A 14467-nucleotide genomic window follows, 5' to 3' on the forward strand; every position below is an offset into this window, starting at 1 on the left:
TTTGCTGTTTCGACGCCATCTCCAATGCAGGATCGCGCACCATGATACCTCTTAAGATCTGTTTTCTGCCTTTGCTTATCTTGTTGCCGGTCGACCAGGCCACGGCAGCGGCCTGCAGGCTGGACCATGCTGCTTACCGGGAAAGTCGTTCCGGTGCAGCGATCCAGTTCAGGCCCAAGGACAAGGCGAAGGACGCCGCGCTGACGACCGGCTTGTTTCAACTGCGTCTACCCAACGTCTCCGAAGTGTTCGAAGGCGACATCACCTGGAACGCGGGCAGCAACGCGCGACCTGACGGTGAAATCAGCCAGGCATGCACACCAGATGAAAGCGCCGATGGCGGCGGATGCTGGCTCTGGACCGGAAATATCTACGGTCTGGGCGAAAGCAGCGCGAACCTGCTGACGGACGAGGATATGATTGCGCCGAAGGCCATATTGCTCGCGGATTTCGGCCGATCGCTCGCCATGAAAGAGACTTTCGTCCAGGCCAATCCCGCTCTGGCAACCTATGACGTGTTTACCCTGACGGGGTGCCGTCCCTGACCATCTGCCGGCTCAGCCGCCGGCACCGTCGTCCATGGGTGCATCCGTGATCCACTCATAGGCCCTGGTGCATGATTGTAGTTCGGCGCAGTTCGGTACGATCAGCATCGGCGCCACGACGAAGGTCGCGGCAATGAGCATTTGCAGGCACAACCGAACAGCCCTCACCTTTTTACAGATCACCCCCACACCGATGAAATAGAGACTTTGCGCCAGGCAAACACCGACGAGAATCTGGCGTAATCCGCTGGTTTCCAGCTCGTATGGCGTAAAATGCCCATCGGGGAACCCCATCATGCTGAGTTCTACCGCGCAGAACAAAGCCAACAACAGGCCTGTCAACCCCCATATGATTGCAGCGGTTCTCAAGGAAATGTTGAGAGCTTTGCCGTCGGAGGTCGGCGGAGGCGATGTAACTGTCACGACTGATTATTCCGTTGAGGGAAGGGTTGTAGGGCCAGGCGCATCAAGATTCGCTCATGCAGGTGTCGTTCAACAAAAGACTCGGATCGCCGGGATATGAAGGCAAACGGACATTGTTGCAAACGCTGTTCGCTGCTTCCGGTCATTGCACCCGGTGATAAAAACCGGAGAACGTGACGCCCATGCCCCCACACTCACCATTGTCGTCGGTACGCAAATAAGGCCCGGCAAGCCGCATGCGCAATCGGCATGCGGTCTCCGGGCCTTGATCGAACGGTAAAGTTTCCCCACCAGTAGCGGTGAACGCGAAAAATGCGCGACCGACGGTGGCGTCAGGTTTGATCCTGGCCGAGAACGATCCGGTATTGACTGCGCCGCGCTTGACCCGCCCCGGATCGCTGCCGCCAAAGGTCGCATCGCCTTCAATCTCCAACCCTCCGCTTGCTGCATCGCGCTTCACAGAGATGTTGTGCTCCTCTCCGAAACTCCATTCTCCCGTCCAGTCGACGGCGTCGGATGGAGGCTTGATGTCAAGCCCTGTTTCCGGCAGCCAACCGACGTGACCGCGGTCGTTGCTGTCGAAATAGATTGCGCAGCGAAAGCCACCGGCCCGCGCAGCGATGACAACGGTATTGCCGCCGACGAGATAGTCGGGTTCCCGGCAACGCTTGACGGCCGCCGGACAAAGGCCATCGTCCGTATTTTTCAGGAAATGCAGTCGGGTGATGTTCGATCGGACGGCGCCGAGGGCCAAAACTTCGTCGGCCTGGAAGCTGTCCGTGTTACAATCGCGTTCGCTTGCCATGAGCGCCTGTCCTGCCGCCAGGGACAGCAGACTGGATATCATGACGGCAAGGCATTGTTTCATGACGAGAACCTCTGGACGAAACATGAGGGATGGTACTGTCGGCAAAGCGATTGTAAACAGGCTTTAAAATCTGACCGTTTTGTGCCGCACACCGATCCAGGTCGAGGCACGGTTTCTCATTGGCTTATTTGCGCGATTTGGCGTGCCGCCAGGCTAGCCATTCAAAATGCTCGGTCAACGCCCCATCGAAACACATGCTGGCGTCACAGGATGAAGTCACCCGCATGCAGTGCGATATGGCCCTTCAGCTCGATGGAGAAATCGGCGTGCGTGTCGCCATCGGCATCACCCTGGACGAAGGTGCTGCCACCCTTGAAACTGTAGCGCAGCTCGCCTGCGGCGCCGGAAAAACCCAATGTGCCGATGAAGGAGAATTTCTCGTTCATACCCGACAGGTCAAGTCTGTCATGCTGGGCGTGGCTGAAATCCTGGATCAGGTCTCGCCCGGCTTTAGCGATGGTGCTGTCGGTGATGGTGGCGAAGAGGAAATGATCGGCACCACCATCGCCCTTCAGGATATCGCGCCCGGCATCGCCTTGAAAATATTCGGCGTATTTACCCCCGGTCAACGTGTCGTTGCCGTTGTAGCCCTCAACTGTTCCGCTGACGATCATCCCGTTCGCGCCACTATACGTGTCATCGCCACTGCCGAAAAAGATCGTGCCAGTCATCTTGCCGTTATTGGCAATCGCTTGGTCACCGGTTGCGAAAGAGCCATCGTAGGCGGAATTGTTTTCGCTATCGGTGACACCGTTATTGATAAACTGGAAGTCTTCGGAGCCGGCTCTTTTCACTGACGCTTCTGTAGAGTCGATTTCGCCGTTATTGACCAGCTCCGACGCGCCGCTTGCGGCACTGCCGGTAAGGTAGATGCCGTACTCGGCGTCAATAATGCCATCGTTTTCGACCGTGCTGGCAAAGCCGAACACCATGACCCCATGGTAGCTCGTGCTAGCAATGGTGGCATTTTCGCCAATGGTCACTTGCTGGCCGGAATCCAGAGCCGAATCATCGCCAACGGAAATCGCAAGATACGAAGCAACAACGCTGCCCTCCACGGTGACCGAATGGTTTGAGCCTGTCCCGTAGACGCCGGCGCCGAGAGTGCCGGTGCTGCTGATAAAGCCGTTTACCCCGACATAGACGTCATCCGTTTGGCCGAGAGCGACCGGAATACCGGAACTTGAGATCGTCGTGTTATAGATTTGCAGTGCCATGGACATTCACTTTCAAAGGAGAGATGCGATTGCCGGTGACAGGCAAACGCACATGCTGGCGTCACAGGATGAAGTCACCCGCATGCAGTGCGATGTGGCCTTTGAGTTCGATTGCGAAATCGGCGTGCTTGTCGCCGTCCGTGTCGCCATAGATGAATGTGCTTCTGCCCTCGAAACTGTAGCGCAGTTCGCCTTCGTCGCCGGAAAAAGCCTGGGTTCCGATAAACGAGAATGCCTCGTTGGTACCGCTGCTGGAGACTGCGGCGTCGATAAGCAGCAGGTCTATCTTGTCGTGCTGGATGTGGCCGAAATCCTGGATCAGATCGCGGCCGGCCTTGGCAACCGTGCTGTCGGCGGCGGCTGTGAAGATGAAATGATCGGCGCCAGCACCGCCCTTCAGGATATCGCGGCCGGCATCGCCTTCGACATATTCGGCGAATACTCCGCCGGTGAAAGTGTCGTCGCCGGCACGGCAATATGTGTATCCACCGGTGATCCTGCCGTGCGCGCCGTTGTAAATGTCGTCGCCACTGCCAAGGTAGATGGTTCCGGTCATTTTGCCGTTATTGGTCAATATCTGAGCGCCTGTGCAGGTGACGCCGTAATATGCTGATGATGCACCGTCGGTTCGGACCGTGCCATTGTTTATGAAGTGGAAATCTTCGGGGCCGTTTCTCTCGACGGCGTCGAACTTTGTCGCATGGACGATGCCGTTGTTCACCAGCACGGACGTGCCGGTTCCCGTCCAACCCGGAACGAAAGCGTCCATGGTAATGCCTTCGGCTCCCAGGATAACGCCGTTGTTCTCCGCGTAGCTGTTGTAGGCGCTTATCCCGATGGCGTAAGATTCCAGGCTGTGGACAGACGCATGTTGTCCGATGACAAGTCGTTGATTGGATTGGGTTGAGAGGACGTTGCCGAGCATAATCGCCCAATCCTGCGCGAGAACCCTGCCTTCAATGGTCACGGATTGGTTCGAGCCTGCTCCGCGAATGTCATAATTGTTGTCCGTGCAGCTGATAAACCCGTCCGGGCCGATATAGAGGTCGTCAGTCGCGCCGATATTGATCTGCGTACCTGCACCAATAATATTCGAATTGTAGATTTGAAGTGCCATGCTTTTTCTTTCAAACGAGAGATGCGACGCCGGATGACCGGCGATCGCCCGGAATTGTTGCCTCAAAGAATGAAATCGCTCGCGTGGAGCGCGATATGGCCCTTCAACTCGATCGAGAAATCGGCGTGCTTGTCGCCGTCAGTATCGCCCTGGACAAAGGTGCTGTTGCCCACGAATTTGTATTGCAGCTCGCCTTCGGCACCGGAAAAACCGTCCGTGCCGATGAAGGAGAATTTCTCGTCCGTTCCGGAGCTTGAAGCCTCGGCGTCAATGTCTGAAAGATCGATCCTGTCATGCTGTGCGTGGCTGAAATCGGAGATCAGGTCACGCCCGGCTTTGGCGATGGTGCTTTCGGCTGCATCGACAAAGATGAAATGATCGGCGCCACCGCCGCCCTTCATCAGATCGCGGCCGTCACCCCCTTGAAAATATTCGGCATATTTTCCGCCAGTGAACGTATCGTCGCCGTTGAAACCGTGAACCGTTCCGCTGACAATCATCCCGGTCGCGCCGCTATAGACGTCGTTGCCGGTGCCAAAAAATATCGCGCCGGTCATCTTGCCATTGTTGACGATCGTCTGATCGCCGGTTGCGAGAGAGCCATTATAGGCAAAGCTCGTTTCGCTATCGGTGACACCGTTGTTGGTAAACTGGAAATCTTCGGAGCCGGCCCTCTGCACAGACGCGTTTGTCGCGTCGATCTTGTTGTTGTTGACCAATTCCGATGCGCCGCTTGCAGCATTGCCAGCGAGGTAGACGCCGATATCGCCATCGATGGCGCCATCATTTTCGACGGTGCTGGCAAAACCGTCCACCACGATCGCGAAGTGGCTGGTGCTGACAACGGCGGCATTTTCGCCGATGATCACCTGCTGGCCGGAATCCGACGTTGCGCTGTCGCCGAGATAGATCGCATTATCAAGTGCGACAACGCTGCCTTCGACGGTCACGGAATGGAAGGCGCCCGTTCCGTAAACGCCAAAGGTATCGGTGCTACCGAGAAAGCCGCTGGCGCCGATATAGACGCTATCAGTGGTGCTGAGATTGGACTGAATTCCTGAACCGATGGAATTTGAATTGTAGATCTGCAGTGCCATAAGCGAATTTCCTTCAAGAATTGGCGCAATTTTGATCGTGTTTTCCCGTCCCCTCACCAGGCGGCACAGCTTCTTTGCTGGTCTCGCCGAGCAAGGAGGTAACCGGCACATGGCCGTGTCGAAAGCGTGCTTTACGCGTTTGAAAGTGCTTGCGAGTGTCCCAAATGGGATGCATGGGGCATTATTTTCTCGATCGCGAACAAATGCCGGTGGCCGCGCGTCGATTGCTATGCAAACATATTTTTCGGGGCTTCTCTTAAGGATGACGTATGGGCGATGAACTGCTACCCGGTCTCGAGGCGCTAAACGCCGCGATCGCCCGTCTCTATGATGCCACCGTCAATCCCGAACTCTGGCCCGAAGCGCTGGACAATGTGGTAAATCTCTGCGGTGCTTGCGGCATCACCGTTTTTCCGATCGTCGACAAGGGGCTCGCCAGACAGCCGGTTTCGCCCTTCTATGTCAGCGCCGACGTTCAGGAAGCCGGGCAGGTCTACTACGAAGAATGGATCGAGCGCTGCCCAATCAATATTTATTTCGAAAGAAATCCGACCTTTGACAGGCCGGTCTTCGACGTCGATGTGCTGGACGAGACGATATTCAGACGAGATCCGTTCTACAACGAATTTGGCCGATATTATCAGTTTATGCATGGCGTGATGCGCGCCACCCGGCCGAGTGCCACACATGCCGGCTTCGCAATGATCTCGGCATTTTCGAGAACCGACGAATTGCCATCGGCCAGCAAGCTGAAGGTCTTCGAGATCTTGTCCGGTCATGCGGCGAGGGCGATTGTTATGCATGCTCAACTCGCGGGGCAGGATAATACGTTCTGTGGCCTCGCCGAATTGCTGGCCAACCAGAATTGCGGTGTTTTCCTCATCGACACGACGGGCGGCGTCGTAGAGGCGAACAGCAGGGCGATGGCCATGTGCGGCGATGGCTTCCGCCTCGGCCAGAGGCAGTTGCGTGCCTGCGTTCCCGGCGATCAACCCGCAATGGACCAGCTGCTGGCTCGGGCGCTCAACCCGGATTTCCGCAATATCGCCAATGCGCCAGTCGCGCTTCGCCGGCCCAATGGCAAAAAGCCGATACTCATCAATGCCATTCCCCTGCGCCGCCGCCCGGAAACCGCCTTTTCAGGATTGCTGCATGCCGGCAATGGCGCTCTGGTCGTGGCGATCGATCCGGATGCCAGCGACGCGAAAAGAAGTCAGAACCTGTTTGCCCTCAGCGGCCTGACCCCGACCGAGTCTCGCCTCGCCTCGATCATCGGTTCCGGAATCAGCCCGGAATATGCTGCCGAAATCGCTGGAATGTCGGTCGGCACCGTCCGAAACCACCTCAAGCGAATCTTCTCCAAACTCGACATCTCCCGGCAAGGCGAACTTGTGGCGCTGGCCGGGAAGCTTTCGATTATCAATGACGGCAGCCTCCACTGACGGCGTAGAATGCCTTCCGAAGAATTCACCGTTGCCGAACGTCTTGTGTTTGCTGGACGATTTTTTCTTTTGCCGATTTACCAGGGATATTGAATGTTTAATGATACGCGCACCGGTTTCGACAACATCAACAGCGCGATCGGCCTTCTCTACGACGCCGTGCTTGCCCCTGACCTCTGGCCGCGGGCGCTGGATGATGTCGCGGCCCTGTCCGGCGCGATGGGACTGATGGTAGGCCCGATCCGACAGAATGAGGCCACGCCCTTCGTTTATGCCAGCAATCCGCTGGAGGAGGCCTGTGCCAGCTTCTCCAGGGACTGGTATTCCTCCTCCCCCTTCATGGTCTATGAACGGCGCTCGCCCGTCATGGGGCGATGCATATGGGATGGCGACGTCTATGCATTGGAGGATATGAAGCGGCTGCAATTCTATCAGGAATATGCAAGGCCGTTCGACATGGCCCATTGCATGATGCGCGGCACCGGTCAGATCGCCGCCTCCGGGCGCTATGTGATGATGGCGCCGTCGCATGTGGCTCAAGGCGTGCCTGATCCGCATCAGCGGCGTGTCTTCGAGACACTGACCGCCCATGCGGAAAAGGCGTTGGCCATGTCCCTGCGCGTGAATGCTGTCGGCGAAGCGCTTGAGGGCGCTTGGTCGCTGATGGATCGAGGCGATTGCGGCATTGTACTGCTGAATAGGTCCGGAACGGTGGTTGCAGCCAATGACGTCGCCCACCGGATGGGCGACGACGGCTTCAGGATCGTGGACGGAAAGATGATTGCAAGCTTGCCCGGCCAGCGGGCGGAACTCGACCGTTTGCTTGGTGCGGCGCTCACAACGTCCGCCGGCCAGCGGCCGGTTGGTTCGGTGGCGCTCAAACGCCGGACAGGCAAGAGGCCGCTGCTCGTCAATGCGGTACCGGTGCGCGCCCAGTCGCGGGATCTGTTTCCGGCGTGCCTGGCGTCGGCCAGCCTCATGATCATCATTGTCGACCTGGACAGCGGCGGTGCGCCAAACGTATCTTCCCTGTTCCGGCTGCTCGGCCTGACCGAAACAGAATCCCGCGTGGCGGCCACGCTCGGCACCGGTGAAAGCCCGGAAACCGCAGCCCGGAAACTGTGCATATCCATCGGCACCGTCCGCAATCACATCAAACGGATATTCTCAAAACTCGATGTCTCACGTCAAAGCGAGCTGGTGGCGCTGGTGGCGAAGCTTGCAATCCTGCCGGATGACGAGGCGCAATCTTTCGGTCGGGCCGCGTATGACTGACATATGCGGCTTTCGTCCGCCGGCCATTTCAACGCGACATCGCCTCCTGACGACCACAACGTGAATTTCCTGTCTCGTCGCGGCATCGATGCGGTGTCGGGGGGAGCGGCCGCAGCTGCGTGTCGAGGGACAAACTCGCCCGATCGTAACGCACGGAAATCGTGTTGAGTGATTTGCTCTTATGCGAGCCAGCATATCCTCGATCGGCCTAAAGCACGAAGTCATGCTGCGTGAGCTTCGTGACATCGTCGACCTGCAGGGCGAAATCGGCATGCCTGTCCCCATCGACGTCGGCATAAATGAGGATGTGCGGACCCTGCTTCTCGTAGCGCAATTCGCCGGCCTTGCCGTCGAAATCGTGCGTGCTGATGACGGAGAAAGACTGCATGCTGTTGGCATCAATAGCCGAGAGGTCGATAGGTCGCCGGAGGCGAAGTCGAGGATCGTGTCGCGGTCCGACGCCTTTGCCGTGCTATCGGAGAGATTGATGAAGGCGAAGGTGTCAAGGCCACCGCCGGACAGCGTGTCGGCGCCATCCTTGCCGGCCAGCGTGTTGGTGCCCCTGATTGCCGGTCAGGGCGTTCTTCATCTTGTTTCCGGTGCCGTCGATCTTGCCCTTGCTCGTCAGCACGGCATTCCTGCCGGCGAGCTCGTGTCGGTCAACGTGCGCGAATGATGATCGGCGCAGGCGGAGCTTTGCTTCTGCGTTACTTCTTGTCCGCCTTCGTCGACTGGACGAATTCCTGGTGCAGCCGCTCCAGGTTTTCGGAGATGAAGCGACCAAATTTGGTAGCATCGGCGGATTTCAGGGCGATCGAGTAATTCTTGCCGCTGCTTTTGAACTCGGCTCGGACGCTTGCGTCGGCTGCTTGCCACTCACCACCAATCTTCAGCCGTTTCGCCGGCCGGCCGGCTTTCTTGATCTCGGCGGCGACAAACTCGAAGCGCGCGTCTGATGCCAAAGCCGCAAATGCCTCACGCGAGATCAGTTGCTTTGCCAGAGCCAGCGTCGATGGCTTTTCGATCTGCTGGGCAAGGTCTATCCAGCGATCACGCCCGATCGACTTCGAGGCACCGATTGCGGCGACGATATCCCCCGGCACGCGGCTGGACACCGACAGCATCCGCGTCAGCATGGGCGCGTCGACAGCCAGCGACGCCTGGATGGTCGGCTTGGCATGCCCGAGCTCGAGCAGTTTCTGCGCGAACATCGCCCGCTCGATAAAGGACAGATTTTCGCGGGCGGAGTTTTCCTGTCCCTGGGCAACCACATGGTCGGCATCGGAGATGTTTTTGACGATGGCGCGGACCTTCCTGCCAAGATCCCTCGCCGCCCGCGCGCGACGGTGGCCGAAGACGATCTGATACCGGCTGGCTGCTTCCGGATGTGGACGCACCAGGATCGGGGTGTCCTGGCCCCGCTCCCTGATGGCCTCGACCAGTTCGGAATAGGCAGTGTCGTCATCGCCCATGCGATCGGAGACGAAGGAATTGTCGAGATCGGCGACGTCCAGCTCGACAATCGACTCTCCGGAAAGCCCCTGATCCGCCAGAGCGGCCTTTTCGGCGAGCTCGTTCAGCGAGTTCACCATGGATCGCGACGCCCCGCGCGTGGCATATCCCGGCGTCGCACGGCGCTCGGAACCTGCATTTTGCGGTGCGGTTATGTTTGCGAACACATCTTTGCGAGCCATGTCAAAGTTCCATCAAGGTGTTGAAGTCATTGCAAGAAAATTCGCTTTGTACGGCTGACAATTGTCTAGAGCGTGCCGCACCTATTTGGAGCCATTCTGTTGGCTCAAGCGGAGTCGCATGTTGGGCCGGCAGGCGCGTGTCGTACCAGACGTACGGCCAAGCCGGCCGGCCCAACAGRCGGCCCGCTTCAGCCAACCTCCCCGCAGATTTGCAAGGCAAATCTGCAAGACTCTTGAATCGCCGGGCGCTTTTCCCGCTTCGCTTAGGCGAAGCGGCGCGCCCGGTGGGCCGGGCGTCTTTCCGCCAGTCCCTAAGGCGATGGCCTCGACGGTACGTCTGTGTACCGCCGTTCGGCCATCGCCTTGGTCCTGACGAAAATCCGTCCCGGCAGAATGGCTCCAAATAGGTGCGGCACGCTCTACCCACTGCGGCGTCCCCAGGCTTTGTGCAGCAGGCCGATCACCTCGGCATTGACCGCATCCATGCATTCCCGCGCCCGGTCATAGGTCGAGGCGGTAAATTGTGCTCTCTCGACCTCGTACAGGCTCTGCTTGGTCAATCCGGCATCCGAGATCGCCGTGGATTTCACCATATGGTTTTTCATCATCTGCTGGGCGAACATCGACTGCATGAATCCGACCATCTGCTGCTGCGGAATGTCGGTCGGCTCGTAGCGCGTCACCAGATAGCGGAACCAGTCGAGCGACACATTCACGCCGACACGTTCGACGCTCTTCAGGATGTCGCCGAGCATCAGCAGGAACTGCGACATCGACATAATATCGAGCATCTGGGGATGGACGGTGATCAGGACGGACGTCGCAGCAGTCAGAGCGGTCAGAGTGAGATAGCCAAGCTGCGGCGGGCAATCGATGACGATGACATCATAGCGATCATCCACCTCCCCCAGCGCCTCGCCGATGCGCGTGTAGAACAGCTTGCCCGCGGCAGAGTCTTTCCGCTGCATGGCGATCGGCGTCTCATATTCATATTCCTGCAGCTCGAGATTTGCCGGAACCACATCGAGGTTCGGGAAGTTCGTCGGCTGGATGATGTCGAGGATCGATTTGCGATTGTCGTCGTAGCGAAGCGCCTCGTAGAACGAAGCCTTCTCGTCGAGTTCCGGCTGAATGCCATAGAGCGCGGTGAGCGACGCCTGCGGGTCGAGATCCACGGCCAGGACGCGATAGCCCCTCAGCGCCATATACTGCGCCAGATGAGCGGCCGTCGTGGTTTTTCCCGAACCGCCTTTGAAGTTCACGACGGCGATGACTTGCATCCGCTCGCCGGCTTGCCTCTGGGGGACGCGGTCGAGAAGTGCCCTGAGATCGTTCATCTGCTCAGCCGTGTAATAGCGGCGGCCGGTCGATGTGGTGCTGGGTTCGACACCCTTGCCCTGCAGATGCAGCTTCTTCAGATAGCTTTGCGATACGCCGACGAAATCGGCGACTTCGGCCAATGAGAACCGGCGGAGCGTCTTCTGCGCATTCGGCGGAAATTTTTCCTGTCTCAGCAGGTCGAGCTTGGACGAGATATCGTTGCCTTGATCGAGGATCGTGTCGGCGAAACTCGACACTTTCTCGGAAGTCGACATTTTCACGTTCATTTTCGGAACTGCCCCAATTCACGATAATTTTGAAATTCGACTGAAATTATCGTGACAGTGACGCGATTCCTCCTGAATGACAAGGAAAATAAGCCAGTCGGCCCACGAATAGGCCGTGCAAGCTGCCCGCAAGCAGCAGATCGACGGTCAGGAATCGACGCTGTCGGCCAGGGCCTGCAGCCTTGTCAGGTCCTTGACCAGCAGCTTCTGCCGTCCGCCCTCGACCAGGCCGTTTGCTTCCCAGGCACTCAGGATGCGCGAGACGGTGTGAAGCGTCGTTCCCGTCATCTCAGCGATATCCTGCCGGGAAATCGGAAAGTCGATCCGCACGCCGCCGTTCTCGGCACGACCTGCCTGCTTGCTGAGCCGGATGACGGTATGGGCGACGCGACGTTCGACTTCTTCGGTAGACATTTCCCGGATGCGGGTATGCGCTTCCTCCAGCCGCTGGCCGATCGTCGTCAAGGCGCTGACCGCAACATAGGGGCTGCGGTCGATGAATTGCGGCCACAGGTCGGTGGGCCAGCATATTGCCAGGCTCTCGATGACGCCGATCGCGGTTCCCGGATAGTCCGACCGTCTCAACGCTCTGGCGAAACCGAAGAGATCACCGGGATGGACGACCCGCACGATGATCTGCTGCCCATCGGCGGTGACCTGCGTCACTTTCAGGCGTCCGTTGATCAAGAGGAAAAAATGCGTGGCCGGAGCGCCCTGTTCAAAGAAGGCTTCGCCGGGACCGATGCGTTTCGAAACCGCCTGCGCCAGCAATGCCTCGATGTCGCTGTCGGGCATGCGCTCGAACATCGAGAAGGACTTCACGACGCTCTTGTCTATTTTCAATGATGCCTCCTGATCGCCAACACCGACAGGATAGCAGTCACGCAGCTTCGCGATTTGACGTGGGACAAGGCGTCAGGAGATTATCCTGCGCTCACGCAGCCTGCGCAGCAGTCCGGCATACCAACGCTCGTCTTTCACCAGCCCGTACCATGTTTCCGAATTCCGCCGGACTTGCCTTTACGCAAAGAGTGTCGATCGGCATTGCTCTAGGCTTCGCTCCATCGACAAGGAGCATGCTATGGCAGATGTCACAGAACCACGCCGCCGCACCGGCAGCATTCCCCGCGGGCTTTCCCTCACCGGCCCGGTGCTCTTCTCCTACGGCTTCCGGCCGTTCTTCCTGGGAGGCGCGGTGTGGGCATGCCTGGCGATGGTGCTCTGGATCATGGCGATCGAAGGTGTCGTCGATGTCGGCGGCAACTATGGCGCGCGGGCATGGCATGCCCACGAGATGCTTTTCGGCTTCGGATCGGCCGTCGTCGCGGGCTTCCTGCTGACCGCAGTGCCCAACTGGACGGGTCGGCTTCCCGTCTCCGGCCCACCGCTTGTGCTGTTGTTCCTGCTCTGGGCAGCAGGGCGAGCGGCGCTGTTGTTTCCGGACATGCTGGGCACTGTCCCGTCGATCGCGATCGACAGCGCTTTCCTGCCGACAATGCTCGCCGTTTGCGTCAGGGAGATCGTCGCAGGCCGAAAGTGGGCCGACCTCAAGGTAATCGGCGGACTTGGCACGCTGGCTTTGGCCAATATCTGCTTCCATTACGAGACCATTTATGGTGGAGGTGCCGACCATTCCGAGAGACTGGCGCTCGCTGCCTTGACGATGATGATCATGATTGTCGGTGGAAGGATGCTGCCGAGCTTTACCCGGAACTGGCTCAACAAATCGGGCAGGACGGATTTCCCCGTTCCCTACAACAAGTTCGACCTCGCAACGATCCTCGTCGCTGCCGCCGCACTCGCACTTTGGATCGCCCTGCCCTTTTCCGCTTACACAGCGGCAGCGGCTCTTGTCGCCGCAGCGGCACATGCAGCACGTCTCTGGAGATGGCGCGGCTGGACCACGGTCCGCGAACCGCTGGTCCTGGTTCTGCATCTGGCTTACGCATTCGTCTCGGCAGGATTTCTGGCGATCGCGGCGGCGGCGGCGGGGCAAATCGACTACACGGCCGCACTCCACGTGCTGACGGTGGGGACCGTCGCCTCCATGATGCTTGCCGTGATGACCCGCGCCACGCGCGGCCATACCGGACGGGAGCTGACGGCGTCCAGATGGACCTGCATCGCCTATGGCATGCTTTTCGCCTGCGCGCTTGTCCGCCCGATGAGTGCGATACTGCCGGACCGTCTCGGCATGATCTATGCCGTGGCGGGAACCCTGTGGATCGGAGCATTCGCGATCTTCCTGGCCGAATACGGTCCCATGCTCGCGGCACGGAGGCGCGCGCCAATTGCCCGATAGCAGTTGGCAACTGCCTTTCGCTTACAGACATCCGGTGACCGGCATCGAACATTTCTTGATGCCGGCCTCTATCCAATTCACGCCGCCATCATATCCGGCGACCACGGCGGATCGTAGGTCAGTCTTACCGCGACTTCGCCTGCCACCGCAGTATCCATCGCCCGTTCGCGGACGGCGTCGAGCAGAAACTGCGTGGCGGGACAGCCGCGGGTCGTGGTCGTCATGGTGATGACGGCCGTCCCGTCGTCGATGCGGATGTCGTAGATCAAGCCGACATCGACGACACTCAATCCGATTTCGGGATCAATGACGCCGCGGAGTGCGAAGCGGATTTCCGCCTCCTTGCTCGACAAGTCCAGAGCGGCGCCCATCACTCGGACGCGCCCCGCCGGATCATGATCCGGAACAGGGTTCGCGTCTGGTCGTAGTTTCCGGCCCATTTGTGGCCGCGCTTCGTCAGTTCGGGGAACAGGAAGAGCGGCTCCCTGCTCAAAACCGCAAACAATACCTCGCCGGGAGCCAAGGCCTCCAGTTCGGACAGGATGCGGACCATGGGCTGCGGCGGATCGAGATCGGAGAAATCGAACGCGCGGGCGGGCTCCGGCCAATTGTCGCTGTCGTCGACATTTTCCGAGGCCAGCACCGCGCTCGCCCGCGGGCTGAACTTCACCTCGAAGTCTCCGCCGTCCAGTTCCGACACTTCATGCGCAAAGCCCTTGCGTTCCATGACCGAGAACAAGGGCTGCGGCCGGAACGGTGCCAGCAGCGTCAGACCCTGGCCGGGCGAAAGGCTTTCGACCGCCGTCATGATCGCCTGGAAAGGCTCGCCGCCATTGGCGAGGATCGGCCTTACGTCGAGTTCCCTGAATTTGGGCTCCAT

General features: G+C 58.9%; 16 protein-coding genes. 5 read left to right on the top strand and 11 right to left on the bottom strand.

Annotation, left to right across the window (positions count from 1 at the left end):
- Nucleotides 1-41: 41 nt before the first annotated feature.
- The gene (locus AC1D06_RS18125) at nt 42-545 is read left to right on the top strand and encodes a hypothetical protein (RefSeq protein ID WP_477881655.1); all 504 of its coding nucleotides are present in this window, start codon (nt 42-44) and stop codon (nt 543-545) included.
- A gap of 12 nt (nt 546-557) precedes the next feature.
- Here AC1D06_RS18125 and AC1D06_RS18130 read toward each other — a convergent pair whose 3' ends face one another.
- From AC1D06_RS18130 to AC1D06_RS18150, 5 genes are all read right to left on the bottom strand, one after another.
- On the bottom strand, nt 558-968 hold the full coding sequence (locus tag AC1D06_RS18130; protein ID WP_477881657.1) for a hypothetical protein: 411 nt from the start codon (nt 966-968) through the stop codon (nt 558-560).
- Between the two features lie 142 nt (nt 969-1110).
- Nucleotides 1111-1773 carry a hypothetical protein gene (locus AC1D06_RS18135; protein WP_477987323.1) on the bottom strand — a complete coding sequence of 221 codons (663 nt, stop codon included), beginning with the start codon at nt 1771-1773 and terminating at the stop codon, nt 1111-1113.
- 266 nt (nt 1774-2039) lie between these two features.
- Entirely contained in the window at nt 2040-3059 is a 1020-nt protein-coding gene (locus AC1D06_RS18140) for a calcium-binding protein (RefSeq protein WP_477987324.1), read from the bottom strand.
- A 55-nt stretch (nt 3060-3114) separates the two neighbouring features.
- Complete coding sequence (locus AC1D06_RS18145) at nt 3115-4170, bottom strand: M10 family metallopeptidase C-terminal domain-containing protein (RefSeq protein ID WP_477987325.1); 1056 nt, start codon at nt 4168-4170, stop codon at nt 3115-3117.
- Nucleotides 4171-4232: 62 nt separating this feature from the next.
- The gene (locus tag AC1D06_RS18150; RefSeq protein WP_477987326.1) at nt 4233-5267 is read right to left on the bottom strand and encodes a calcium-binding protein; all 1035 of its coding nucleotides are present in this window, start codon (nt 5265-5267) and stop codon (nt 4233-4235) included.
- Nucleotides 5268-5536: 269 nt separating this feature from the next.
- On the opposite strand from AC1D06_RS18150, the gene AC1D06_RS18155 reads away from it, so the two are divergent.
- Nucleotides 5537-6709, top strand: coding sequence for a helix-turn-helix transcriptional regulator (locus AC1D06_RS18155; RefSeq protein ID WP_477881667.1), 1173 nt, complete (start codon nt 5537-5539; stop codon nt 6707-6709).
- Nucleotides 6710-6802: 93 nt separating this feature from the next.
- Nucleotides 6803-7984 (top strand): helix-turn-helix transcriptional regulator, encoded by a 1182-nt coding sequence (locus AC1D06_RS18160; RefSeq protein WP_477881669.1) that lies wholly within the window; start codon nt 6803-6805, stop codon nt 7982-7984.
- Between the two features lie 208 nt (nt 7985-8192).
- On the opposite strand, the gene AC1D06_RS18165 is transcribed toward AC1D06_RS18160, so the two are convergent.
- A complete protein-coding gene (locus tag AC1D06_RS18165; protein ID WP_477987327.1) occupies nt 8193-8372 on the bottom strand; it encodes a hypothetical protein in 180 nt (59 codons plus the stop codon).
- Nucleotides 8373-8471: 99 nt separating this feature from the next.
- On the opposite strand from AC1D06_RS18165, the gene AC1D06_RS18170 reads away from it, so the two are divergent.
- A complete protein-coding gene (locus tag AC1D06_RS18170; RefSeq protein ID WP_477987328.1) occupies nt 8472-8660 on the top strand; it encodes a hypothetical protein in 189 nt (62 codons plus the stop codon).
- Nucleotides 8661-8691: 31 nt separating this feature from the next.
- Here AC1D06_RS18170 and repB read toward each other — a convergent pair whose 3' ends face one another.
- The 3 genes from repB to AC1D06_RS18185 all read right to left on the bottom strand — a co-directional run bounded on the left by repB (nt 8692) and on the right by AC1D06_RS18185 (nt 12128).
- A complete protein-coding gene (gene repB, locus AC1D06_RS18175) occupies nt 8692-9678 on the bottom strand; it encodes a plasmid partitioning protein RepB (protein ID WP_477987329.1) in 987 nt (328 codons plus the stop codon).
- 419 nt (nt 9679-10097) lie between these two features.
- Complete coding sequence (repA, locus tag AC1D06_RS18180) at nt 10098-11285, bottom strand: plasmid partitioning protein RepA (RefSeq protein WP_477987330.1); 1188 nt, start codon at nt 11283-11285, stop codon at nt 10098-10100.
- A gap of 147 nt (nt 11286-11432) precedes the next feature.
- On the bottom strand, nt 11433-12128 hold the full coding sequence (locus tag AC1D06_RS18185) for a Crp/Fnr family transcriptional regulator (RefSeq protein ID WP_477987331.1): 696 nt from the start codon (nt 12126-12128) through the stop codon (nt 11433-11435).
- Nucleotides 12129-12366: 238 nt separating this feature from the next.
- Here AC1D06_RS18185 and AC1D06_RS18190 point away from each other — a divergent pair, with 238 nt between their 5' ends.
- Complete coding sequence (locus AC1D06_RS18190) at nt 12367-13587, top strand: NnrS family protein (protein ID WP_477987332.1); 1221 nt, start codon at nt 12367-12369, stop codon at nt 13585-13587.
- 77 nt (nt 13588-13664) lie between these two features.
- Here AC1D06_RS18190 and AC1D06_RS18195 read toward each other — a convergent pair whose 3' ends face one another.
- Nucleotides 13665-13958 carry a metal-sulfur cluster assembly factor gene (locus AC1D06_RS18195; RefSeq protein WP_477987333.1) on the bottom strand — a complete coding sequence of 98 codons (294 nt, stop codon included), beginning with the start codon at nt 13956-13958 and terminating at the stop codon, nt 13665-13667.
- Nucleotides 13958-14467, bottom strand: coding sequence for a DUF2249 domain-containing protein (locus AC1D06_RS18200; protein ID WP_477987334.1), 510 nt, complete (start codon nt 14465-14467; stop codon nt 13958-13960). The genes AC1D06_RS18195 and AC1D06_RS18200 overlap by 1 nt, the downstream gene beginning before the upstream one ends.

It is taken from the genome of Rhizobium sp. P2_G2, from assembly GCF_056403555.1.

Bases quoted from the DNA above. Each gene is read 5' to 3' on its own strand.
- AC1D06_RS18195 (WP_477987333.1), bottom strand. From the start codon at position 13,958: ATGGGCGCCGCTCTGGACTTGTCGAGCAAGGAGGCGGAAATCCGCTTC.
- AC1D06_RS18135 (WP_477987323.1), bottom strand. From the start codon at position 1,773: ATGGCAAGCGAACGCGATTGTAACACGGACAGCTTCCAGGCCGACGAA.
- repB (WP_477987329.1), bottom strand. From the start codon at position 9,678: ATGGCTCGCAAAGATGTGTTCGCAAACATAACCGCACCGCAAAATGCA.
- repA (WP_477987330.1), bottom strand. From the start codon at position 11,285: ATGAACGTGAAAATGTCGACTTCCGAGAAAGTGTCGAGTTTCGCCGAC.
- AC1D06_RS18140 (WP_477987324.1), bottom strand. From the start codon at position 3,059: ATGTCCATGGCACTGCAAATCTATAACACGACGATCTCAAGTTCCGGT.
- AC1D06_RS18200 (WP_477987334.1), bottom strand. From the start codon at position 14,467: ATGGAGCCCAAATTCAGGGAACTCGACGTAAGGCCGATCCTCGCCAAT.
- AC1D06_RS18150 (WP_477987326.1), bottom strand. From the start codon at position 5,267: ATGGCACTGCAGATCTACAATTCAAATTCCATCGGTTCAGGAATTCAG.
- AC1D06_RS18155 (WP_477881667.1), top strand. From the start codon at position 5,537: ATGGGCGATGAACTGCTACCCGGTCTCGAGGCGCTAAACGCCGCGATC.
- AC1D06_RS18125 (WP_477881655.1), top strand. From the start codon at position 42: ATGATACCTCTTAAGATCTGTTTTCTGCCTTTGCTTATCTTGTTGCCG.
- AC1D06_RS18145 (WP_477987325.1), bottom strand. From the start codon at position 4,170: ATGGCACTTCAAATCTACAATTCGAATATTATTGGTGCAGGTACGCAG.
- AC1D06_RS18160 (WP_477881669.1), top strand. From the start codon at position 6,803: ATGTTTAATGATACGCGCACCGGTTTCGACAACATCAACAGCGCGATC.
- AC1D06_RS18165 (WP_477987327.1), bottom strand. From the start codon at position 8,372: ATGCAGTCTTTCTCCGTCATCAGCACGCACGATTTCGACGGCAAGGCC.
- AC1D06_RS18170 (WP_477987328.1), top strand. From the start codon at position 8,472: ATGAAGGCGAAGGTGTCAAGGCCACCGCCGGACAGCGTGTCGGCGCCA.
- AC1D06_RS18190 (WP_477987332.1), top strand. From the start codon at position 12,367: ATGGCAGATGTCACAGAACCACGCCGCCGCACCGGCAGCATTCCCCGC.